The 23,772-nt window shown below is 42.2% G+C and carries 16 protein-coding genes; 15 read left to right on the top strand and 1 reads right to left on the bottom strand.

Translation table 11 applies throughout. The annotated features are described in order from the left end of the window. Positions 1 to 56 precede the first annotated feature (56 nt). Complete coding sequence (locus tag V7L01_RS34445) at positions 57 to 1,139, bottom strand: tyrosine-type recombinase/integrase (RefSeq protein ID WP_335042827.1); 1,083 nt, start codon at positions 1,137 to 1,139, stop codon at positions 57 to 59. A 206-nt stretch (positions 1,140 to 1,345) separates the two neighbouring features. Here V7L01_RS34445 and V7L01_RS34440 point away from each other — a divergent pair, with 206 nt between their 5' ends. The 15 genes from V7L01_RS34440 (at position 1,346) to V7L01_RS34370 (ending at position 23,690) form a co-directional block, all read left to right on the top strand. Beyond that, positions 1,346 to 1,783, top strand: a complete 438-nt coding sequence (locus V7L01_RS34440) for a four helix bundle protein (protein WP_335042826.1) — start codon at positions 1,346 to 1,348, stop codon at positions 1,781 to 1,783. A 150-nt stretch (positions 1,784 to 1,933) separates the two neighbouring features. Then, complete coding sequence (locus V7L01_RS34435) at positions 1,934 to 2,428, top strand: hypothetical protein (protein ID WP_335042824.1); 495 nt, start codon at positions 1,934 to 1,936, stop codon at positions 2,426 to 2,428. Positions 2,429 to 3,572: 1,144 nt separating this feature from the next. Continuing rightward, a complete protein-coding gene (locus tag V7L01_RS34430; RefSeq protein WP_335042823.1) occupies positions 3,573 to 4,370 on the top strand; it encodes an RNA polymerase sigma factor in 798 nt (265 codons plus the stop codon). Beyond that, the gene (locus V7L01_RS34425; protein WP_335042821.1) at positions 4,310 to 5,947 is read left to right on the top strand and encodes a tetratricopeptide repeat protein; all 1,638 of its coding nucleotides are present in this window, start codon (positions 4,310 to 4,312) and stop codon (positions 5,945 to 5,947) included. Before V7L01_RS34430 ends, V7L01_RS34425 begins: the two co-directional genes overlap by 61 nt. A gap of 141 nt (positions 5,948 to 6,088) precedes the next feature. Beyond that, complete coding sequence (locus V7L01_RS34420; protein WP_335042820.1) at positions 6,089 to 6,595, top strand: hypothetical protein; 507 nt, start codon at positions 6,089 to 6,091, stop codon at positions 6,593 to 6,595. A gap of 286 nt (positions 6,596 to 6,881) precedes the next feature. After that, positions 6,882 to 10,103 (top strand): two-partner secretion domain-containing protein, encoded by a 3,222-nt coding sequence (locus V7L01_RS34415; protein WP_335042818.1) that lies wholly within the window; start codon positions 6,882 to 6,884, stop codon positions 10,101 to 10,103. Next, positions 10,100 to 11,950, top strand: a complete 1,851-nt coding sequence (locus tag V7L01_RS34410; protein WP_335042817.1) for a ShlB/FhaC/HecB family hemolysin secretion/activation protein — start codon at positions 10,100 to 10,102, stop codon at positions 11,948 to 11,950. Before V7L01_RS34415 ends, V7L01_RS34410 begins: the two co-directional genes overlap by 4 nt. An 11-nt stretch (positions 11,951 to 11,961) precedes the next feature. Next, positions 11,962 to 14,565 (top strand): CHAT domain-containing protein, encoded by a 2,604-nt coding sequence (locus tag V7L01_RS34405; protein ID WP_335042838.1) that lies wholly within the window; start codon positions 11,962 to 11,964, stop codon positions 14,563 to 14,565. Positions 14,566 to 14,917: 352 nt separating this feature from the next. After that, positions 14,918 to 18,067, top strand: a complete 3,150-nt coding sequence (locus tag V7L01_RS34400; protein ID WP_335042816.1) for a TIR domain-containing protein — start codon at positions 14,918 to 14,920, stop codon at positions 18,065 to 18,067. Positions 18,068 to 18,102: 35 nt separating this feature from the next. Next, on the top strand, positions 18,103 to 18,867 hold the full coding sequence (locus V7L01_RS34395; RefSeq protein ID WP_335042815.1) for a DUF928 domain-containing protein: 765 nt from the start codon (positions 18,103 to 18,105) through the stop codon (positions 18,865 to 18,867). Positions 18,868 to 18,879: 12 nt separating this feature from the next. After that, positions 18,880 to 19,617 carry a hypothetical protein gene (locus tag V7L01_RS34390; protein ID WP_335042814.1) on the top strand — a complete coding sequence of 246 codons (738 nt, stop codon included), beginning with the start codon at positions 18,880 to 18,882 and terminating at the stop codon, positions 19,615 to 19,617. 194 nt (positions 19,618 to 19,811) lie between these two features. After that, a complete protein-coding gene (locus tag V7L01_RS34385) occupies positions 19,812 to 21,224 on the top strand; it encodes a DUF4231 domain-containing protein (protein WP_335042812.1) in 1,413 nt (470 codons plus the stop codon). Positions 21,225 to 21,378: 154 nt separating this feature from the next. Further along, positions 21,379 to 21,654: a hypothetical protein gene (locus V7L01_RS34380; protein ID WP_335042811.1), complete on the top strand. Its 276-nt coding sequence runs from the start codon at positions 21,379 to 21,381 to the stop codon at positions 21,652 to 21,654. Between the two features lie 163 nt (positions 21,655 to 21,817). After that, the gene (locus V7L01_RS34375; protein WP_335042810.1) at positions 21,818 to 23,164 is read left to right on the top strand and encodes a hypothetical protein; all 1,347 of its coding nucleotides are present in this window, start codon (positions 21,818 to 21,820) and stop codon (positions 23,162 to 23,164) included. A gap of 316 nt (positions 23,165 to 23,480) precedes the next feature. After that, the gene (locus V7L01_RS34370) at positions 23,481 to 23,690 is read left to right on the top strand and encodes a hypothetical protein (RefSeq protein ID WP_335042808.1); all 210 of its coding nucleotides are present in this window, start codon (positions 23,481 to 23,483) and stop codon (positions 23,688 to 23,690) included. Positions 23,691 to 23,772: the final 82 nt, after the last annotated feature.

Below are 23,772 nucleotides of genomic sequence, written 5' to 3'. Positions count from 1 at the left end.
TTTGGAGCGCATGAGCGCGATGGCGTACCCGCCATGAACCGGTGGCGATTGCTTTTTTACCTATGTTTGCTTTTTTTACGCAGTGCGTGAGAAGTCCCAACACGCCCGACATGGTGAATGTACTTTGCAGTCGTCGCAGGCGAAGCATGGCCCAAATCTGCTTGCAAGTCAAAATCAGAAGCTCCATTTTTCTTAGCCAGCGTCGCGTGAGTGTGGCGCAGAAAGTGGGCGCTGAACTTAATTCCCGCAAAAGCAGAAATTTCCGCCATCATCAACCGCAATCCGCGATCGCTTAGAGGTTTACCCCTATCCCGCCGACTGGGACTAGGAAACACCGGCTGATCGTTGCTGGCATCGCCACGGTAATCCAGTAGCACCGCACTCGTCTCCGGATCGAGACTAATGGTTCTGGTTTTATTTCGTTTCCCCGTCACAGTTAATAACAGACAATCTCCATCCTCCCGAAACTGCCGCCAAAATAACCCCGGTGTAACTATGCGCTTACCATAATCAGAAGTTTGCCGCGCAATTTCTCCCGCCCTCACCCCACTGTAAAAGACGAGAGTTAACAGCAGCCAATGCATCTTATTAGTGTTGTGTTGCAAATCTACTTCAATCGCCGCTTTTTCCAACTTAGCAATCTCGCGTTCCGACAGAATGCGCTCTGCGAGCTTATCGTCCCATTGGATACTTAAGTCCTTGCCCAAGTCGATAGCAAAATAACCAATAGAAGCTCTAGTACCCCACTCCCACAAACTTTTAATCGCCGCAGTGTATTTAGCTGCCGTATTTTTACTAATTCCATAAGTATTTTTCTGCCCCCGTACTGGCTTTTCATCCTTTAGCCAAGCAAGATAAGCGTGTAGATGGAATAACGTTACCATCCTAAAATCAGATATCCCAAACCGCGACTGCATATAATCAGCAAGCTCATAACCAATTTGCCGATATGCCCGTCGCGTTTGGTCGCTTTTAATAGTGACAGAATGTACCCATAGCTCAATTAGCTGCTCCGTCGAATTAATTCTCTGGCGGTTGGGAAAATAATAATCCACAAGCGCAACCCGGGCTTCATCAAGCGGCAGAGTCACCACCTCCACAGCAAGTGATTCTACGCTTAATACAGGTAAATTTTCCATAAGATAAATCCCCAATCCCCACTGATGATTATGATGCCGAGAATGACAATTCCCGGTATCTTTATGATAGTTGTTTCCCAGACACGATCCAATTGCCCATATAAAATCATCTATATCGTATATACGCGGATATCCCGTATGCGATGATGGTAGTGAGAAGAGTAGGGGAAGTCGGGGGAGTGAGTAAATATTAGACAGAGAAGCAAATGGTTAAAGAACTGGTTAGAAAGCATCAAGATTTAGAAATTTACAAGATGGCATTTGATACGGCGATGCAAATTTTTGAATTATCGAAAAAGTTTCCTGTGGAGGAAAGGTATTCGCTTACCGATCAAATTCGTCGTTCAGACGCTCCTAACGTCGCTAACGCTTCGCTATCTCGCTCTGTGTGTGCGAATTTAGCTGAGGCATGGAGGAAGCGTCGATATGAGGCAGCTTTCGTCGCAAAATTGAATGACTGTGTTCGCGGAGCGTGTCGCAGACAAGCAGAAGCAGCCGAAACTCAAACCTGGATAGAGTTTAGTCTTAAATGTGGTTACTTGGATGTTGAGATTGGTCGAGAACTCTACGGAACCTATAACCAGATTTTGAGTGGATTAGTCAATATGATTAATCATTCGGAATCTTGGTTGATGAAGCACTAAGAGACTTGCAAGTAAATAACTATTCCATCGCTTTTGAAGCTGGGGGAGAAAGAGCATTTCCTTCCACTACTCCCCCTACTCCCGCTACTTCCCCCACTTCCCCTACTCTTCTCACTTCTCACTTTTCCACAACAAAAGCGCGAGGGACTGGTGGAATATCCGCAGATAAATATAAAACTTCTCTCAGAAGAAGACCGGGAGTTGGTGAAGCAGGCCAAGCAGCGTGCTGAGGAGTTGCGCTTAACTTTTAAAGAGTTTGTGCTGGATTGTATTAGAAATGCACTCTCTGAAGAGAGTCCAAATGATGCAGATAGTGCAACTGCTGCCGAAATTGAAGCTTTGAAAGCTCAAATCGCCGCATTGTCAGAGAAAGTGAGTATTCCTTCTGCGACTAAAACGGAAGTACATACTCTCCAGGAAAGGGTAAATCAATTGCGGGTGGGGATTTCAAATGAAATTAAGAAGGATAGGGAGCAACTTGCTTCTTTAACGTTGGCGCTCTCCCGACTTGAAAGCCAGATTGAACAGCTAATACCTTCCTTAAATCTTCAAGTGGATGGCGAAGGTAATGCTGATAATGATAGTGATTGGCTTTTTGGGGAAGACTCCAGTGGTGTGGGAGGAGAAGATGTTGAGGGTTTTTGAAATTTTTTACTGGAAGCGATCGCAGCTTGATGACGAACAAACAGGACTGGATCTTTGAAAGCAGGTTCAAGAAACACCTTTTTTTAGAACTTGTGTAGATAAGACACATTAAGGTTATTTAAGAAAAGTTAAAGACACCTGAATCCTTACCTCAAAATAAAGTTTGTAGAAAAAAATAGGTTATGATACATATGTTTATCAACTTTGTGTCTCTACATCTTTAAGACGATTCCAGAGAGCAATTTCTGAATCTTTTGAGTTAGAAGTTTTTTTTCCTAACTCGATGCACGCCATGAAACAAGCCTCAAGAACAAGAACTCTTTTGCAGCCTAACAATACAGTTAATAAAGCGATCGCCTGTTTTTACTGATTTCTCTTGTTTCATTATGTGCCTAATTTGTCAATACGTAGATTTTCAAGAATATCCAATAAAAATACTGACATTTCAGTATATATACAGTAGTAACTAGCAAGTTGCTTCATTTAAAGTAATTGTGTGAAAAGTAGTAGTGTTGACAATGTTTAAAATAAGCTGTTACGCCTAATAAATTGTATATTTACTCGTGTTTACGCAGCATGTCCGTCAGCAAAGGGTTGTCATTCGTTATTGGTCATTTGTATTTTCAAGAACAAATGACCAATGACAAAGTACAGTCTTAACGTCAAAATATACAATTTAAACGCGTATCAGTTTAGCACCAATTGTCCCAAGCTATTGTCTGAGTTCGATTTCAGCAAATAGGGACATACGGAATCAGGGTGTTGTCAACTAATACTTCTTATGGGTGTTATCTTACCGATACTTCTACCAAACCAGTCGGGAAATTCGTAACCAAATATGTACAAGGGTTTGAGACCAATGTTGTTGTGAATATTAGATTTGTCACGGACTAATCTTCTCTTAAGCTTAAACATCTACAAATTAAGGGTTTCAGATTGTAGATTCTGATCAGGTGACAACTCTATTTTCAATAACTCAAAGCTTGCTGACTATATTCTCCGATCAGATATCCTGTCTGACGAGAGCTTTTCATGCAATGAAAGGGCTAAAAATCAAGCTGTGTCTGCTTCATTGGTCTACTGCAACCCTTTTGGCTTACGTACAACAACACACATAGATTAACATCTCCTCAAAAGAATTATCATGGGTACTCAAGCAGTTGCAATCTTGGAAGTGCATAGTTGCAGTGGAAATATAAGTTCAGCCTTTTGGCAGCAATGGGAGCTGAATCAAGACTATCTTTACCGTTGCTGTTTGCGATGGATGGGCGGTAATCATACTGATGCCGAAGACGTGCTCAGTCGAGCGATGCTCAAAGCCTGGAAGAAGGTACAAGAATGTACTGGTGTCATCACCAACTTTAGAGCTTGGTTAACTCGGCTGACTCATAACCTCTGCATAGATATACATCGAGAACGTAATAGCGGTGCTAAGAAAGTTGAGAGTTTGGAAGCGATGACTGTGGGAGAAAACTTTTCACCAGTCTCAATGTTCGAGACACCCGATGCAGGGCTCATGCGTAAAGAGTTGGGGGCGTTCATCTGCCGTGCCATTGATGACTTACAACCCAGACTGCGCGAGCCATTTGTTCTGCACTTTGTTCAGAAAAAGTCGTATCAAGAAATTGCTCAACATCTCAGGATCTCCCTAAATAACGTTTATAAGCGAATCCAACAAGCACGAGATATTCTGCAAAAGCATTTGAGAAGGTATTTGTCAGGGTTAGATGATTCTTTGTTAGATTCCTCCAAACCTTTGGGCAAAAGCGAAAAACCTGTGGTGGAGAGATGCTTATCTTATGAAACGATGATATCCGACTCTCAAATAGTCAAGACTATGGAGAGCATTGGTGAGAGAATTAATTATGAGATAACAGCAACATGTCTAAAAACATTGTCTCATACCTGGTATCACTCACCCAGTCCTTTGGTGTGGAGTTAAATTTTTACCTAGTCTTAGACCAAAAGCCAACGCGACAAGAACAGAAGCTGAAAACATTAAATCAGTACGTGCAGCAATATCCTTCTGGATGGAAGAAACGGTTGGAATTGGCTAATCTGCTGTACGCAATAGGTCAATGGGAACGGGCGGTTGAGGAGTATCGCCAAGTCATTGAGCGCCAACCTCTATTGATTGAGGTGCGGTTGAAATTGGGGAAAATCTTGCAGCTAATTGGACAAGATTCTGAGGCAATAGCGGTTTATGAGAATGCCTTGCCGATCGCACAAAATGAGCCAACAGGACAACATATTCGTGGAGCGATCGCAGTATGTATTGGTGACAGTCAGGGGGCGATCACGGCTTTTGAGTCTGCGGCAACTCTTGAACCAGATAACGTAGCTCACTGGCTGGCATTGGGGCAGATACACATGGCAAAAGAGGATGCGATCGCGGCTTTGCGAGCCTTTGATGCGGTTTTGTCACTCGACTCAGACGATATTATAGCGCTAATTAACAGCTATGACGCCCTGATGGCGGTGGGTAACGTTCGGGAAGCTGGGCGGCGCTTAAGTAAAGTAGGAGAGTTAGCTCCAGATGATTTCCGACTACTCAAACGACAGATAGATAATCGTTGCCGGATGAGATTAGTATTCGATGACGAGGGCAAGCAGACTAAACAGATGATTAGTTATGCTTTGCGACTAGCTCCTGGTGCGGCAGCTATTCATGAACTGCTGGCATATTATCACCTTTTCCGGGGGGAGTGGGGCAAAGGTGTAGGGGTGTTGGCAAAGTTTACTCAGGAACACCCAAATAATCCTAGTGGCTGGTATTACTATGGGCGATGTTTGTTCCACACGGGTGAATACCAGCAAGCAGTTCAGGCGATGCTGAAAGTTTATTATCTGTACCCCAAGGATCGTGAAATCTATCGGGCGTTGTGCGAGATTTTGCTGGCTGTAGAGATGACCTTTCCCCCAGAACCTCTTCTGGGAGGAGAGAGGGAAAATACCACTCTTGCTTCGGTAGTGGAGGAAATGCTTGAGCGTTTTGCTGAACACTGGAGTGTTTGGGCAACGGCAGGGCGAGTGCTGGTGGAAGGTTTTCAGGAAATTGAGCGGGGGTGTAGTGTCTCTGGGAGGGGGACACAACTTCAGCCCAATTTGGCGGATAGCTGGTTTCGTCATGGGCGGGTATTGGCACTGGCGGGGAAACACCAGGAAGCCGTGGAGGCCTTGTCACAAGGATGCCAATTGTTGCCAGAAGCGGGGAGTTATCTGCCATCTGTATCTGCTGCGGTGTGGCTGGGGGAGAGTTATCGGGTACTGGGGAATGATGCGGCGAGTCGGCAGTGGTGGCAAGAGGCTTGTCAGTTAACAAAGGAATTGATGGAGTTAGATCCGGCTATGGCTTGTTACTGGCAAGGGAGAGCCTTGGAGGGATTAGAGGATGTGAGCAGTGCGATCGAGGCTTATCGAAGTGCTTTGAGTCAGCAGCTGCTCTATCCTGCTCGTGGTGAAGTTCAAGAGGCTTTAAAACGGTTATCAGCTAAAGCGCAAAAGGGTTCTGGCTCTTGATGCTGCTTTTATGGGGAGCGAGTTAGAAACAAAAGACACTTACTCAAAAAATTCAGAAATCTAACTCTGCAATCGTCTTAAAGGTATAGAACGGAAACACTGGTTCTAATCAATCTTACTTACAACAGAGGATGATTAAATATGAGCAACTCGCCATCAGGAAGACTTTGGGCTATCCAAGAAAATGGGGTTTGGGCACGTTGGGCACCAGAGCATAGTCGGTGGGATATCTTCAGTGAAAAAGTCTCGGAAATAGCTGCTGACCCCTCCACATCGAGTGCTTGTTACTTCATCAATTCAGATGGCAGTGTCCACTGGCGCGATGTCGATGGTAATGCCAACGAGAGCTTTCCTGGCATTACTGCCAAGGCAATCAGTGTCGGAGGAAATAATCGACTTTGGGCTATTCAAGAAAATGGGGTTTGGACACGCTGGGCACCAGAGCATAGTCGGTGGGATATCTTCAGTGAAAAAGTCTCGGAAATAGCTGCTGATCCATCTACGCCGAGTGCTTGTTACTTCATCAATTCAGATGGCAGTGTCCACTGGCGCGATGTCGATGGTAATGTCAACGAGAGCTTTCCCGGCATTACTGCCAAGGCAATTAGTGTCGTTTTTCTTAACAATGTCCAATATGATATTAATTAACTCATTAACAAAGTAAAAAATAAACTACAACTAGCGAAATTATATTTAACAAGTGAGCAGATTCAAGATGAACTTGCAAAACAAACTGTTTTATTACAACGCTTTGGAGAATACATTTCAGTAATTCCGAAAAGGAAACAGAAGAGTATGACTGAATGTCTCGCTCTTCAATCAAAGCTTTATACTATCAAAAATTATACACCTGATGAGCAATCGCTGGCTCATACCAAATCTTATCAACCAAATGTCTAATGGGACTTAAACAAAAATAGAGGAAAAAGCAGACGTGAATAACAGCAGGAAGTTTGCTTACGGCAAGCCTGGATTGTTTCGAGCATTGGGAACTATAATCCCGATCGCTATAGTATCGATATTGACCAGCAATACTTGCCTAGCGCAAATTATACCTGATACCACATTGGGAAATCAAAACTCCCGCGTGATGAGTGGTGTCAACATTAAAGGAAATGGGGCTGACTTAATTGAAGGTGGTGTTCAAAGCGGAACCAACCTTTTTCATAGTTTTGCAGAATTTAATGTCAACAATGGGCAGAGGGTATATTTTGCCAACCCTACAGGCGTTGCTAATATTTTGAGCCGAGTTACTGGCAATAACCCTTCTAATATTTTGGGTACTCTGGGCGTAAATGGTGCAGCTAATTTATTTTTGCTCAATCCCAATGGGATTATTTTTGGGCCAAATGCCCAGTTAGATATTCAAGGTTCATTCCTGGCTACCACAGCTAACAGTTTTCAGTTTCCTGATGGTAGTGAATTTAGTGCTACTAATCCCCAAGCGCCGCCACTGTTAACAATGAGTGTACCTGTGGGTGTGCAGTTTGGTTCACAGCCAACTGCAAGTATTACTAATCAAGGGAATTTAGTAACAGGAAAAGATTTGACGCTGAATGCAGGAAGTTTAGATTTACAGGGACAACTCCAAGCTGGTGGTAATTTAACATTACAGGCGCAGGACACTTTAAAAGTTAGAGATAGCGCAACTAATCCTTTAATTGCGGCTGCGGGTGGGAATTTGCTGGTTCAAGGTAATCAGAAAGTAGATATTTCTGACTTAAATCACCCAGATAGTGGCTTTTTCTCTGGTGGCAATATGGTATTCAAGTCTGAAAATACCATTGGCGGCGATGCACATTTTTGGGCTGGGGGTAATTTTAGGATAGAAAATTTGAACGGCGATTTAGGTAATCTGAATTTTAGTGATGAGGCAGACGATGATATTGAAAATTGGACTTATTATCCTTTGGTAATACGTGCCATCGGCGATGTGAGTTTTGGTAGTTACAAAGGTGCATCTTTGCACATTCTGGCGGGTGGGAGTGTCAATATTTCGGGTAATGTTGATATCACTGGCGTAGACACCACAAGCAATTCTATTAAAGAAACCGTCACGCTATCGGATGGAACAGAAATAAATATTAATGATCGTCAAACACCAACATTAGACATTAGAGGAGGGGTAGATTCTAATTATATTGGCGTTCCAAACGTTACACCCAATCCGCTCATTGGATTCAACCCGCAAAATCCTACAATAACCAATACTCCAACAAATGCAAATATTAGCATTCAAGGTGATATTTATAATACTTCAGGTTTTAAATATAACAGTGGAAAGATACTGTTAACAAATCAGTATCATCCCAATGAATTGACGGGTGATATTACAACCGGAGTGATTAGCACTTATGGCGATGTCTTTGTTGATTCACGGCGTAATATTACAACTAATGGGAAAATTGATACTACTATTAATGACTATGTAAAAGAAAACAGAACAGGCGGTAGTATTAAGCTGCTCGCCAATCAAAATATCTTGATTCAAGGTCATCTGTTATCTAATGTAAATGATAGTTTGAATGGCAATGGTGGCGATATTGACCTTAACAGTCGTAACGGAAAAATTGATATAAAAGCGGATATTATATCTAAATCTCCCAATAATGGAATTGCCGGAAGTATCAAGATTAAAGCTGCTGATAATATCAGTCTATTTAATAAGATAGAAGGCATTAGTAATAATGCTAAAGAAGAGGATTATAATGATATAGTTATTAATTCCACAGGAGGTTCAGTTTATTTAAATGGTTCTACATTAGATAGCACTAGTAATGGTTTAGGATATGCGGGAAATATAGAAATTAATGCTCATGACCAAATATCCATTCTCAACAACAGCAAAATATCGAGCAAAGGCAATCTAGGATTGATATTTATTGGTAACATTTATGGGACTAAAACTCTTGTTATTGATAACTCCATAATAAATACTAATAATGAAAATGTAGGAATTGCCGGATATATCAGTATTAATGCTAGTGACAAAATATCCATTCTCAACGGCAGCAAGATATCTAGTCAAGTAGAAAATGTCTCTTCCAATAGTTACTCTGGCTATATTAATATTAAGACAAACAGTTTATCTCTAAATCAAAATTCGCAAATAAATACTAATAATAATGGTTCAGGTGATGCAGGCTATATCAGTATTAATGCTAGTGACAAAATATCCATTCTCAACGGCAGCAAGATATCTAGTCAGGTAGAGAATGGCTCTCCCAATAGTTACTCTGGCTATATTAATATTAAAACAAACAGTTTATCTCTGAATCAGAATTCGCAAATAAATACTAATAATAATGGTTCAGGTGATGCAGGATTGATCAGTATTAATGCAAGAGACCAAATATCCATTCTTAACGGCAGCAAGATATCTAGTCAGGGAAATGTCGGCAATATCGACATCACAACAAAGGATTTGCTGCTTCGTCGCCAAAGCAAGATTTCGACTACAGCCGGCAAAGAAGGATCTGGCGGTAATGCCGGTAAGATCACAATTAATACCAAGGATGGATTTGTCATAGCAGTACCATCAGAAGACAGCGATATTATTGCCAATGCCTTTGGTGGACAAGGAGGCAAGATTAATATTCACACCAACCTTACTCTAGGACTTCAAAACCGGGGAAAGTTGAGTCCAATAGAACTCAAGGATATTGAAAACAACCATAGCAGCGATATCAGCGCCAGTTCTGATGTGGGTGCAGAAGGACAGGTAGCTATTGAAACCCTTAGCACTGACCCTAGTCAGGGACTTGTTGCACTGCCGACAAATTTAGTAGATCCGTCTAGATTAATTGCCCAAGGTTGCAGTAGCAACAGTAACGTTGCTAAAGGACAAAGTGAGTTTGTGATTACTGGACGTGGCGGATTACCACCCAGTCCTGATGATACTCTTAAGCCTGGGGCTATTTTACCGGAATGGGTAGTGAATAATACGGTTAGTAATAGTAATAATTCGGGAAATATGACTGAGAGTAATTTAAGGCAATTATCATCAAATACTTCTACTCCCTTAGTAGAAGCAGTAGGTATGGTACGCAGTGCGAATGGAGATATTGTTTTGACTGCTCAATCAACAACGGTTACTTTGTTGCAGTCGGGGTTATCTACTCAAGCCTGTAATGTTACTCAAGGGAATGTCCGATGATCAACGACTGGCTGGGTAGGCGATCGCCCAATCTATATCAATACTATTCAGATCGGGTCACAAACCAACCACAAAACCTGTTCCAGACTGGCAATGCATCCATCATCTCTAAGAAAACAAAATCTATCAGTCGGATTCTTTTGACAAATTGGGCTTATGTATTCCTCCTATGCACAGGGTTAAATATCAGCATTTATCCACAACGGTTAGCGGCTCAACAGGCTCACATTGAGGTAAAACCGCCTTCGATCCAACCACTACCCCAGCCACAACCTCTACCAGAACTACCGCCTCCAGAACAACTATTACCCACTGCACCCCAGTCACCAACTCAACCAGATGTTAATCCGCAGACATTAGCGGAAACGTTGGTTGTAGAACGGTTTGAGTTTGTGGGGAATACAGTTTTTAGCACCCAAGAACTGGCGAAATTGACGGCTCCTTACCTCAAACAGCCAATTACCTTTAATGATTTACTTAAGCTACGTTTAGAACTGACGAAATTATATATAGATAGAGGCTACATTACCTCTGGAGTAATTATTCCTCCCCAAACTGTGAAAGCAGGAGTAGTGGTAATGCAGGCGGTAGAAGGAAGTATAGAAAAGATAAATGTTACAGGTACGCGCCGCCTCAACCCCAGCTATATACGCGATCGCCTAGCTATTGCTGCCGGTAAACCATTATCCCGCGATCGCCTACTCGCAGGATTGCAACTATTACAACTAGATCCTTTAATTACAAGTATATCTACTGACTTACAAGCCGGCATACGTCCGAGTACTAATATTTTAGAAGTTAAAGTTACTGAAGCCAATTCTTTTAGCACTCAGCTAGTGCTAGATAATCAACGCAGTCCGAGTGTGGGAAGTTTTCGCCGGCGTATCAATCTTACCGAAGCCAATTTATTAGGGCTAGGAGACGGTTTAAGTATCGGTTATACCAATACTGATGGTAGTAATGGCTTTGATGTTAGCTATAACCTACCAGTCAACCCACGCAACGGTAAGCTGATTTTTACCTATGGCAATACTAATAGTGATGTTATAGAACGTCCTTTTAACTCCTTGGATATTAATTCTCAGTCTAGTTACTACGAATTAACCTTCCGTCAACCCCTTTTACAAACTCCCAGCCAAGAGTTTACTTTAGGAATTACCGCCAGCCACCAAAGAAGTCAAACATTTTTAGGTTATAACGACATCGGGGCGTTTCCGCTAGCAGTTGGTGCTGATAACCAAGGAAGGACGAGGGTTTCTGCTATCCGATTTTTTCAAGAATGGACTCAACGCAGTAGCCAACAAGTAATAGCAGCGCGATCGCAATTTAGTCTTGGCTTGGGTATTTTAGATGCCACAATCAATAAGGATGAACCCGATAGCCGTTTTTTTAGTTGGCGAGGACAAGCACAATGGCTGCGCCAACTAGCGCCTGATACCTTAGTGCTGCTGCAAGCTGATATGCAATTAGCAGATAGAAAACTTTTAGGACTAGAACAATTTGGTATCGGTGGACAAACAACTGTGCGCGGATACCGTCAGGATCAACTGTTAACAGATAATGGTGTGCAAGCAACCGCAGAAATTCGCTTACCGATTCTGCGAGTTCCTCAAGGAGTCTTGCAACTCACGCCTTTTGCAGATATAGGTACTGGCTGGAATAATGGCGGCTCAAATCCCCGTAATAACACTTTAATCGGTACGGGAATTGGCTTGCTGTGGCGACAGGGTAATAATTTTACTGCACGTTTTGATTGGGGTATCCCACTAACATCAGTTAATTCTCAGAATGATAAAACATGGCAAGAAAACGGTTTGTATTTCTCTGTTATATATACACCTTTTTAAATCGGGGATTGATGCTAAGAGTGAAAAATTTTTCTGAGAAACAACGCCAAAGATTCTGGTATGGACTTTTGGCTTGTCTGACAACTTTACTATGTATATTCGGTTCGCCTGTGATGGCTCGTGATGTGGTAAGTCTTGGGTTGACTACATCTGTGGTTGCTTCTTCCTCTCAAGAGAAAGTAGCGCAAAATCTCTATATGTCAGGACGATTTGCAGAAGCAGTCAAGCTATTACAGCAAGCCTATCAAACAAGTGGGAATCAAGTAGAAAAGGCGGTGATTCTGAGTAATTTGGCTCTCAACTTGCACCAATTAGGCCGCATTGATGAAGCAAGTGGGGCAATTGAAGAAGCGATCGCTATCTTACATACTGCCAATTCACCACCAGTTTGGGCGCAAGTTTGGGATATCAAAGGTAATCTGGAACTAGCACAGGGTAAAGCTCAAGCAGCTTTGTCATCCTGGGAAACAGCCGCATCGCTCTACCAACAATTAAAAGATAGCAATAAAGCTATCCTCGCCCAAATTAACCAAGCACAAGCATTGCAGGCTTTAGGACTCTATCGGCGAGAGATTTCTCTACTCCAGAGTTTGACAACGGATCTGCAAAAACAACCAGACTCTCTGGCTAAGGCGGCTAGTTTTCGCAACTTGGGTGAGGCGCTGGCGTTGGCTGGCGATATTGAGCAGGCAAAAAAACATTTACAACAAAGTCTGGAGATTGCCCAAAAACTACAATCAGCAGAAACTATTGCTACAGCTTACCTGAGTTTGGGTAATCTCGCTTATATTCCCGGTAGCAGCATAGAACAAAAAAAGACTGCTCTGGCTTATTACGAAAAAGCAGCTGTTTCATCAACTACTGCAACTAGCAAAATCCCATCTCAACTTAATTGTTTACGCCTGTTGATTGAGTTGGAACAATGGCCAGCAGCACAAGCATTATATCCCGAAATTCACAGTCAAATTGCTAACCTGCCGCTTGGCCGTTCGGCGATTTACGCTCAGGTAAATTTGGCTCAACGCCTTTTAGGAATGAGGCAGAAATTCCCTGAACCCAACCCAGAAACAATTGGTAAAATCCTAGCTGTGGCACGTCAGCAGGCGCAACAATTGCAAGATATACGCTCAGAGTCTTTTGTATTAGGTAATCTTGGACACCTATATGAATTATCTCAACAATGGTCTATAGCCCAGGATTTGACCACACAGGCGCTGAATTTGTCACAGTCAATTCAAGCGTCAGATATCGCCTATCGTTGGCAGTGGCAACTTGGACGTATTCTTTGCCAAGGTAAACCCCAGTGCGATCAGACAGGAGCCATCGCTGCCTATCAACAAGCATTTAATACTCTACAAAATATCCGTGGCGATTTGATTGCTACGAATAAAAATGTGCAGTTTTCTTTTCGGGAAACGGTAGAACCTGTATATCGCCGTTTAGTAGATTTGTTACTTCAATCATCAGCACCAAGTCAAGATAATCTGATACAGGCTCGTAATGTAATTGAAGCGCTGCAAGTGGCAAAATTACAAAACTATTTGCGGCAAGCTTGTGAAGATACAAAATTAGCACTCGATAAGGTGATTGACTCTCAAGACCAAACATCTGCTGTTATTTATGCAATTATTTTGGATAACCGTTTAGAAGTTATCCTCAAGCGACCGAATAAAAAACTTAGCCATTATGCTACCCCGCCTCAACAGAAAATTGAGGAAGTTGTCAGCCGATTATATGAAAATCTGCAAGAAGATGGTAGTTATGAAGAAGTACAACAGGATGGTCAAAAAGTTTATAACTGGCTGATTCAACCAATAGAAAAAGAGTTAAAGGATAGCAAAATTAAAAATTTGATTTTTGTTTTGGATGGGGTTTTAAGAAAAATTCCGATGGCTAGTCTCTATGATGGACAACAGTATCTAGTAGAAAAATATGCTGTCTCTTTAGCTTTGGGGTTACAAGTACGCGAACCCATTGCTTTAGATAGATCGAAAATCAAAATTTTGGCTGCCAGCTTAACTCAACCACCAAATAACATAGAACTTTCTGGTTTTTCTCGGTTAGCAAATGTTGAGCAAGAAATCAAGGAGATTAAAAAGACGGGATTAGCAGTTAACTGGATTGCCGATCAAGAATTTACTACAAAAAACTTCAACAAAAAACTAAATTCTACTAATTTTGACGTAGTACATTTAGCAACCCACGGTCTATTTAGTGCAAATCGAGAAAATACTTTTGTGGTGACAGCAGATGGAAAGTTGAAGATAGATGAATTCGATCGATTGTTTCTTAACCAAGGGCAAAAGCGCGGTCGCCGCCGAATTGAGTTACTGGTTCTTAGTGCTTGCCAGACAGCTACAGGTAACGACCAAGCAGTGATGGGTATTGCTGGAACTACAGTTCAAGCTGGGGCTAGTAGTGCGATCGCCAGTTTGTGGGATCTAGACGATGAAGCCAGCGTTCCATTCATTAAAGAATTTTATACACATCTAGGGCAACCCAACATCAGCAGAGCCGAAGCACTTCGTCTCGCACAACAAGCTCTACTGAAAAACCCTAAATATGACCACCCTCGTTATTGGGCCCCCTATGTCTTAGTTGGTAGTTGGCTTTGATTCTCAAGAATTTGTGTATTAACTTCATGTTTTTGCCATTTTTTTAAGTATTATTGCTTATTTGGCTGGGATGGAAGTAGAAATTCCCTCTCTTAGAGACGCTCCGCGAACAACGGATACAAGTGCCCACAAGATCGTCCCGCTCTCCTGCTTTGTATCGTCCTCCATATAGACAAGCTACATTCCCTAATGCTTTTTGGGGTCAAGGGGTCAAAAAGCTCCTAAATCTAAAAATTCAGTAATTCCTGTTTTACATCGTCTTTAAATTGTAAATGACCCAAATCCGACAAGGTAAGAGCAGATGAGTACAGTAATGTCAAACAATTTCTAAAAACGAGCATTAATACTCAATATGAATAACATTAAAGATGCATTTATTTCTTATGGAAGAGCAGATAGCAAAGATTTTGCAACTAAGCTGCATCAGCGACTTGTAGAAGCAGACTTGAAAATTTGGTTTGACCAAAATGATATTCCTTTGGGTGTTGATTTCCAAAATCAAATAGATGATGGAATTGATAAATCAGACAATTTTCTCTTTATCATTGCGCCTCACTCAATCAACTCCCTTTATTGTGGTAAAGAAATAGACTTAGCACTCCGCCGAAATAAACGTATTATTCCCTTACTCCATGTAGAGCAAATTACTCAGGAAATTTGGCAGCAACGCAATCCTAGAGGTGAAGCGAGTCACTGGGAAGAATATAAAGCCAAGGGGTCACATTCCAGTTTTCCCAATATGCACCCAGCTATTGGCAAGATTAACTGGGTATACTTCCGTGAAGGTATAGATGACTTTGAGAAATCCTTTGCGGGACTCCTAGAGCTATTTTCCCGTCATCGAGAGTATGTGCGTCAACATACCTACTTTTTAGCCAGAGCTATAGAGTGGGAACAAAAACAACAAAAGTCAGAATACTTGTTAGTTGGTGAAGAACGGATACAGGCTGAAGACTGGCTAAAAATTCGGTTTAAACACGAGCAACCGCCCTGTGAACCAACGGATTTACACTGTGCTTTGATTTGTCAGAGTATCAAAAATGCTAACAACCTGATGACTCAGGTGTTCCTCTCCTACTCAGAAAAAGAGAGGCTATTTATGGAGAAAATCGCCAAAATATTGATGCGAGAAAGCTTCACGGTTTGGACAAACAAAACAGATATTCAGTCGGGGTCAGATTTTGCCCTGTCAATTTATCGAGGTATTGAGGAAGCGGACAATCTGGTTTTTCTGATGTCTGCGGCCTCTTTGCAATCAGAATACTGTCAAATGGAACTGTCTCATGCTTTCTCTCTGAAAAAGCGGGTCATTCCTTTGTTGATCGAACAAGTAGACCTAGAGCAAATTCCTGTCGAATTACGTACCTTGCACTTCATTGACTTTACAGAGCAACAACCGCAGGGAAAAGACTCTGCCAATATTGACCAGCTAATTAATATACTGTTTCAAGATACAGCTTACTACGAACAGCATAAAACTTTATTAGTCAAAGCTCTAAAGTGGGAACGACAAAAACGCAATTCTAGTATTTTGTTGCGGGGTCACAATCTTCGTAATGCTGAGGCTTGGTTAAAGGTAGCTAAACAAAAAACGCAACATCTGCCCATACCTTTGCAAGTAGAGTTCATCACTGAAAGCCTCAAGCAACCACCAGAGGCGGCGCTGGACGTATTTATTTCTTACTCTCGTGCTGATTCTGACTTTGCACGCAAGCTCAACGATACATTGCAAATTCAAAACAAGACTACTTGGTTCGATCAGGAAAGTATTGCCTCTGGTAGTGACTTTGAGCAAGAGATTTACCGAGGAATAGAAAGCGCCAACAATTTCTTATTTATTATTTCACCCAACTCTATCAGTTCACCCTACTGCAAGGCTGAGGTAGAGTATGCGATGAATTTGCATAAGCGAATCGTTACCGTTTTGTATCGGGAAATCACTCTTGCAGATATTCATCCAGGGTTAGCAAAAGTACAATGGATTGATTTTTGCAAGCATGGTGCAGATTTTCTGACCAAATTTGGGGAATTAACTAGAACACTAGATGCAGATCCAGATTACGTGCGATCGCACACCCGTCTTTTCTTGAAAGCGAAGGAGTGGAGCGATCGCAAACATGATGATAGTTTCTTGTTGCGGGGTAAAGATTTAGTCGCTTCTGAGGAATGGTTGAAGCAGTCTGTTGACAAACAACCAGCCCCCACCAATCTCCAACTAGAATATCTTGCTGCTAGTCGCGCTCTTCCCTATCGGAAAATCAAGCTCCGCACTGTGCTGCTGAGTAGCTTAGTTGTGACAACGGTAATGTTCATTGCTAGATTTCTCGGATTCACCCAGCCTTTAGAACTAGCAGCTTATGACCAGATAATGTCCTTACGTCCTGATGAACCAAAAGACGAAAGATTTTTAATGGTCGATGTCGATCCAGAAAGTCTTGAGAAGTTGAATGAAAGCAGGAGATATCCGGGTGGTAAAGGTTCTATTCCTGATGCGGCTCTAGACGATTTACTCAAAAATCTTTCCCAACATCAACCTAGTATGATTGGACTGGATTTTATCCGTGATTTTCCGGCTGAAGGTAGCCTAAAACAACGTTTGCAGCAGACGAAAAACTTCATTTCGGTCTGTAAAAACAGTTATGAAAATAATCGTGGTGAAAAAATTCTTGGCTTTAAACACGCACCAGAAGTCCCGGTAGAGCAAGTTGGCTTTAGTGACTTAGTTGATGACGATGCTAAAGGTGGTCGTTTTGTGCGCCGACAATACTTGATGCAAAAGGCAGACCCTAAATATTGCAATACACCGGAAGCTTTGAGTCTAGTAATTGCTCGTCGCTATCTAGAAGCCAAGGGTCAGCCTTTCACCTCTCCTCTAAATCCCGAAACCAAAGCTTATGACCAACCGATGCAGTTTGGTAAAACGGTGATTCCCCAACTACTGGGACTGGGAGGTGGCTATCAAGACATGGATAATCAGCTTCAAGGTTATCAAACGATGCTCAAATATCGTACTTTTGGAGGCGACCCCAATGAATTTGCGCCTAGAGTCAATATTTGGGAAGTTTTGGACAATAAAGTTTCTGCTGAACAAATTAGAAATCGGATTGTACTGATTGGCTTTACTGACAGGCAAAACAGACAAGCTGATTACTGGAGTACACCCTATGGTGACGTTGCCGGAGTAACGTTGCATGGGCAAACCATCAGCCAAATCTTGAGTGCGACCTTAGATAATCGCTCCCTCATCTGGTGGTGGCCTCTTGGTTATGAAACAGTGTGGATGTTTGGTTGGGCTTTGGTAGGTGCTGTTGTCTGTTGGCGATTTAACCACAATCTTTATATAGGTATAGCTGTAGGAGTTTCTACTGGAACTTTATACATTATATGTTCCGTAATTTTGGTGAGTAAAAGTGGTTGGATACCTTTTATTCCAGCATTTCTGGTATTAATGTTTACTGGAGGTATAGTATTATACTTAACGAATAGACTCCGTAAAAGTTAAGTCAACAAATCAGCAGACTAAGAGGAAATTGCAAAATGCTTCGTCCACAATTATCGATTTGGCGGTCAACTATTTTGATCTGCACTCTGACAACTGTTTTTTATTTTAATTTTTTGTCTCCTATTTTTGTTCGCAAAGCCCAAGCACAGAATGTCTTTGAGCGTATTGGCCAGATGTTTAATGGTTCTAGAGCCGAGGGAAATGCGTCTGGGCGATCGCGAGGAGGAGCAACGCGATCGCAATGCTCTCAAATAAATGGCAACAACCTCATTGCCTTAGTTTCTAATAACAATGGAGGCTTGACTACTCAGGATTATCCCCAGTTCTGGTTTTATTTACCCTTTGGAGGAAATTCCCAGTCACCTCCAGCTAAATTTAGATTATTAGATGAACAGAAAAAGTCTGTTTTGACAAAGCCTCTGCTGTTCTCTTTATCAGAAAAAAAAGGTATTGTCAGCATTAGTCTTCCCTCTACCGAAAAACCATTATTGATTGGAAAAAAATATCATTGGTACTTCAAAATTGCTTGTGCCAATACTCAGGGATCTAACACAAATATTAGCGTAAATGGTTGGATTCAACGAGTGGGAGAGAGTCCTAAGCTAGTAGCACAAATTAAGCAAACAGCATATCAACACCAGTACATTCCTTATGCAGAAAACAACATTTGGTATGAAACTGTTAGCCAACTTGCTCAGAACCGGGTTGCTAATCAGCAGGACTGGGCTAATTTACTATCATTTTTTAAACTTGAAGAATTTGTTAATTCACCTGTTTCTGAACTCAAAATACAAAAGTAGTAAGTAAAATCAATGGAAAAATTTTTCAGCTTGAGTTTCAATGAAGGGCACACAGCAACAGCTGCTACAATATCCGAGGCCGGAGAATTGCCTGATGCGCTTGAGCAAATGGGGCTGGTTGGTTCCCATCCAATTTTAGTCATCGTTGGTGGTGCAAGTCAGATGAGCGAAGCGGACTTTGTGCGTATCCAAAGCTTGTTTGTGGAAGTATTAGCCCCAATAGCGCAACGTTTAGGAGCATATATTGTCGATGGTGGTACAGATGCGGGAGTAATGCAATTGATAGGTAACGCTCGTCATCAAATCAATGCTCAATTTCCGCTGATTGGAGTAGCGCCTACAGGAAAAGTCATTCTACCTAATCAGACTGAATCTACTGATGATGCTGCACTTTTAGAACCGCATCATACTCATTTTATCCTAGTCCCTGGCCATAATTGGGGTGATGAATCTGCTTGGATAGTACAAGTAGCAACCATGCTAGCTGGTGGCGCACCTTCGGTAACAATGCTGATAAATGGTGGAGAAATTACCTTTCTTGACGCTGCTAACAGCGTCATCGCCGGACGCTTGGTGATGGTAATAGCAGGTAGTGGTAGAACAGCCGATAAACTTGTCTGTGCATTAAATGGAGAAGCTACAGATGAACGTGCTGAAAAATTAGCTGCTTCTGGTAAGTTGCAAACCATTGATTTAGAAGCGGATTGGGAAAAGTTAACTCATACAATTACACATTTACTTTCTACTTAACAAAATACCTCTGCAAAAAAAAAGAGTACGAGGAGGTAGATGATTTGAAAAATCGAATCCTCAAGTTTATCGAATACTTTCATCAAACAATGGCTAAACCTTTTAAGTGGATTTATAAGGGTAAAATTTTGGCTATTTAATGGTCTGTTTATTTCCACCGAACTGTACTAGAAGCTTTTGAGAAATTTAAAACTATGGCTAAGAAAGAACACTATAGTCAATACCTTAGACAGGTATTCTGTGGACTGATTGACCGACTCGACTTGTCAGATTTGCGAAAAGACTTTCTGAAAAATCGCTGGCTCGACCAAGTTATGTGGCTGGAGGGAAAAGCCACTAAAGAACGCAATGCTCATCACAACCTCAGAATGATTACCATCATTGGCGGGGTAATTGTCCCGGCACTAATTGGTTTTCAAAAGGGGAACCAGAAGTGGCAGGAAATTGTTGGCTGGTCGGCTTTCGGTTTAAGTCAGGTAGTAGCCGTTTCTGCTGCGGTTGAAGAGTTTTTTGGTCATGGTGAGAAGTACCGCAATTATCGTAATACTGCCGAAGGCTTGAAAATTGAGGGGTGGCAGTTTTTCCAAATGGCTGGCCCCTATCGTCAATTTAATGCCCACTCCGATGCCTACACCATTTTTGCTGAACGCGTCGAACAGTATATTCAGCAAGACTTACAGGGCTTTATTTCCCAGTTAACAGAACGACAAGAGACAGGCACTAAGCAGGCACAAGAAACAGTCACAAAGAATGCTGAACTTGCCCTAGAAAAGCTCAACGAGCAGTTGCAGTTACGGGCACAGTATGAAGCCCAACTTAAGGAACTAGAAGCCGAGAAGCAGCGCATCCAAGTCGAAAAGCAGCAATTGGAACAAGAGCGCTCTGCTCCACAAGACAGCGATGACGGAAAACCAGCACTTCTGGCAGCCCAAGTGGACTCAGATAAGCAACCTGACTTAAGTCCTGTTAGCAATTTATGGCAAGAGGATGAAGAAGATCGTGACAGCAACAGCCTAAACGCTGATTCAGTACAGTATCTCAGTGCTAACGAGATTCTGGTTAAGATTAAGAGCAATCCTATAAGCAGGAACGCTACAGCAACAAACCAGCTCACCGAAACTAAACAAGTCTCCACAAGTCTACCGATGTGTGGAGTTGAGCTAATTAAAAAGTTTGAAGGTTGCTATCTTGATGCATACAAAGATCCTTTAAGTGGAGGGCTACCGATCACAATTGGCTGGGGTACGACCAGGAAACGTGACGGTAGCCCGTGGTACATGGGAGAGAGAATTTCCCAACAACAAGCGGATGAACTGTTGATTTATCAGTTGGAAACAAGCTACTTACCCGATTTAATGAAAATACCTTGCTGGGGCGAACTCAACCCTCACCAACAAGGTGCCTTACTCAGCTTTGGCTACAACTTGGGGAGTAAATTTTACGGCGCTTCAAATTTTGAGTCAATGACTAGAGTCTTAAAGAATAAGGATTGGGCTAATATCCGCGAAACTTTCATCAAGTATCGCAATCCTGGATCAAATGTTGAGCAAGGACTTAGGAGACGAAGGGAAGCTGAAGCTGAACTATTCCTGAAACCCTTACCCTAATGGTTTAGCATTTAAAGTTTGAGAAATTAAGTTAGCGTAAACAGCAGTAGAGAATCACAATTAATCTGCTTCAGTAGATAGAATTTGAAGGCACTCACCGTAAAACACAATTATGATTCGTAACACCAAAAAGTATTCGATCAACGTAGACAAAATGGGACAAGATGTTGCGATTAGCATTTCTTTGGAAATAGAAATGAGTCCCGATCTAATCGATCTGGTGTTGCGTGACTTAAGAAGCGATGCCAGAGACTTTAATGAAGCCCGCATCCTGACTGAAATCATCCGCGACCCTATAATCATCTCTAGCCTCTGCCAACACATAGAAGAGGTTAAAAATCAAGACAATAGATATCAAGAAACCCAGCATGAAGACATGAGCAATCAACATCTAACAAATCCAAACTGGAGCTTGAACACAGCAAGCTAGACTTCAAATAACTCATAACTAGATTTTCTAAAAGCGGATGGAACTGTTGCGTGTTCAACCTTTTGACGGTTATTGAAAAGTAAAGCTCCAAGCGTTTTTTACTATAACAAAATTTTACCGTTCCTTACTTATCTATGAACAGTTACAAGTAAATATCAAACAAATGGCTAATATTGTATCTATTGAAGAAAAATATACAGAACTATGGCTTGGCTGCAAGGTGCAATCAAATCTCTTGCCAGAGTTAGAGAAAATTGCTGAGAAGCTGTATTACGATCGCGGCTTTTACGAGAAAATCGAGTGGTACTATCCCAACTTACCTTGGTATTGGGCAGGAATCTTACACGCTAAGGGGGATTTTGAGGGTTCTACGCAATTCTTCGAGCAAATAACGCACAAGCTGAGTAAAATTAAGGGCGAACAGATACCAGCAAAGCTCTCAGCTCGCTTATTGGCCTTCGATGCGTGCAACGACTTCCAGGGCAAAGATAGCCAGGGAATTACGCCGTTTGTTTGGGCTGGGACTAATCACACCAAGACTATTGATTCGGCTGCTGGTTGTGCGGCAATTTTGTACTTTCTGCAAGCGATAGGACTCAAAGATGACCAGACTGAGCGGGGACAGTTTAATCTCAAAGTGACTTCTGACTCGGTGTTTAAAAGCTGCTCATTGCCCTCCAACAAGCTCGAGGCATCGGAAAAAACTAGCGTCAAAGCGGGGAAACAGTTGGAAATTACCGAGGTGGCGATCGCAGATGCTCACCATCTCCGAGTTATGCTCAAGGTTCCAGTCCTGAATCGGCACATTTGGTTTATTTATGGTGGGCATATCCAGATTGACGGCAGCAAAATCGCAACAGTTCCGACTAAGCCTAAAACTCTAGAAGAGAAAATCGTTGCCTATTGCCAGAAGAAGGGCTACAAAATTTACAAAGAACCTGGATACAAGAATATTATCTACATCGAAGGCATGAATCCCGACGGAACGCTCAATGACAACGCCCTCAATGTCTGGAACGACCTCCGCATCGTGATTGAGTTTAAAGACGGCAAGCCTAAAATGATTGGCTGTTGGGAAGCCACAACCAACCCAGGTAAGTACTATACGTACAATCCCTTGAACTCCAAAGGTGCGGCAATTATCGCCTTTGGGCAGTACACCGCATGGCAGGTAGGAACTCACGGACAGGCTTCTCCTCATGAAGCTCTTGTGCAAACTGGTGGTTCAGTCACCGTCCATCGTGATGCAAATCGTTCCGGCACCCGTGATAAAGGCGACTCTATAGACTCAGGTCATTTTGGCATTAACCAACATTGGGGAGGTGATAACCCTAAGTCCGATGTAGGAAGATGGAGCGCTGGCTGTCAAGTAGGTAGGACAAAACAGGGACATCGTGAGTTCATGACTATCGTTAAGTCAGACCCACGCTACCAAGCTAACAGTAGTTTCACCTTCACTAGTACCATTATTGACGGCAAAGACCTCCTAGCACAGTTCCCTGCAAGTTGATGTTCTCCTGACGACCCGAACCATCTCTTGCGATCGCCTGCGAATTTTTCGTAAATAAAAGGGTTTAAGACCGATACCTCTAAAGGTAGCCCCAGCTTCAGTCGGGGCTTAAATCCCCGTCTGAAACTGTCTTTAATTTTGAATTTTGAATTGTTAACCCTCTCAAAGGGAAAAAGGTTTTGGCACTGGGGGGTTAGGTTTGAGAGAAATTGGTGTTAATAATCATACTTTTCAAACATCCTCTAAGAGCTAAAACAAGCCTGTTATCAAACATAGACTGCTTTTAAGCAAAGTTCTGTGCCGGACACTAATAAGCATGAAATTAGATTCTCAAACATCTACCATTTCAAAACAGAGCGCTCTCACCTTAGATATACGGTCAATTTTTTGGCAGCAATGGCAACAGTATCGAGATTATCTTTATTGTTGCTGCGTCAAGTGGATGGGTGGAAACCCAACGGATGCTGAAGATGCGCTCAGTCGGGCAATGCTGAAAGCTTGGGAAAAGCTGCAAACTGGAGTTTAGACTAAGCCATGCAAAATGACCCAGCAGGGCTGAGTTAATCAGAGACTTAGTGAAATTATCAATAATCTTGAGTATTAAACTG

The sequence above is a fragment of the Nostoc sp. genome, assembly GCF_036917095.1.
Taxonomy (GTDB): Bacteria; Cyanobacteriota; Cyanobacteriia; order Cyanobacteriales; family Nostocaceae; genus Nostoc.
Note: the sequence above shows the minus strand (reverse complement) of the source record. Positions and strands in the feature narration are given on the sequence as shown.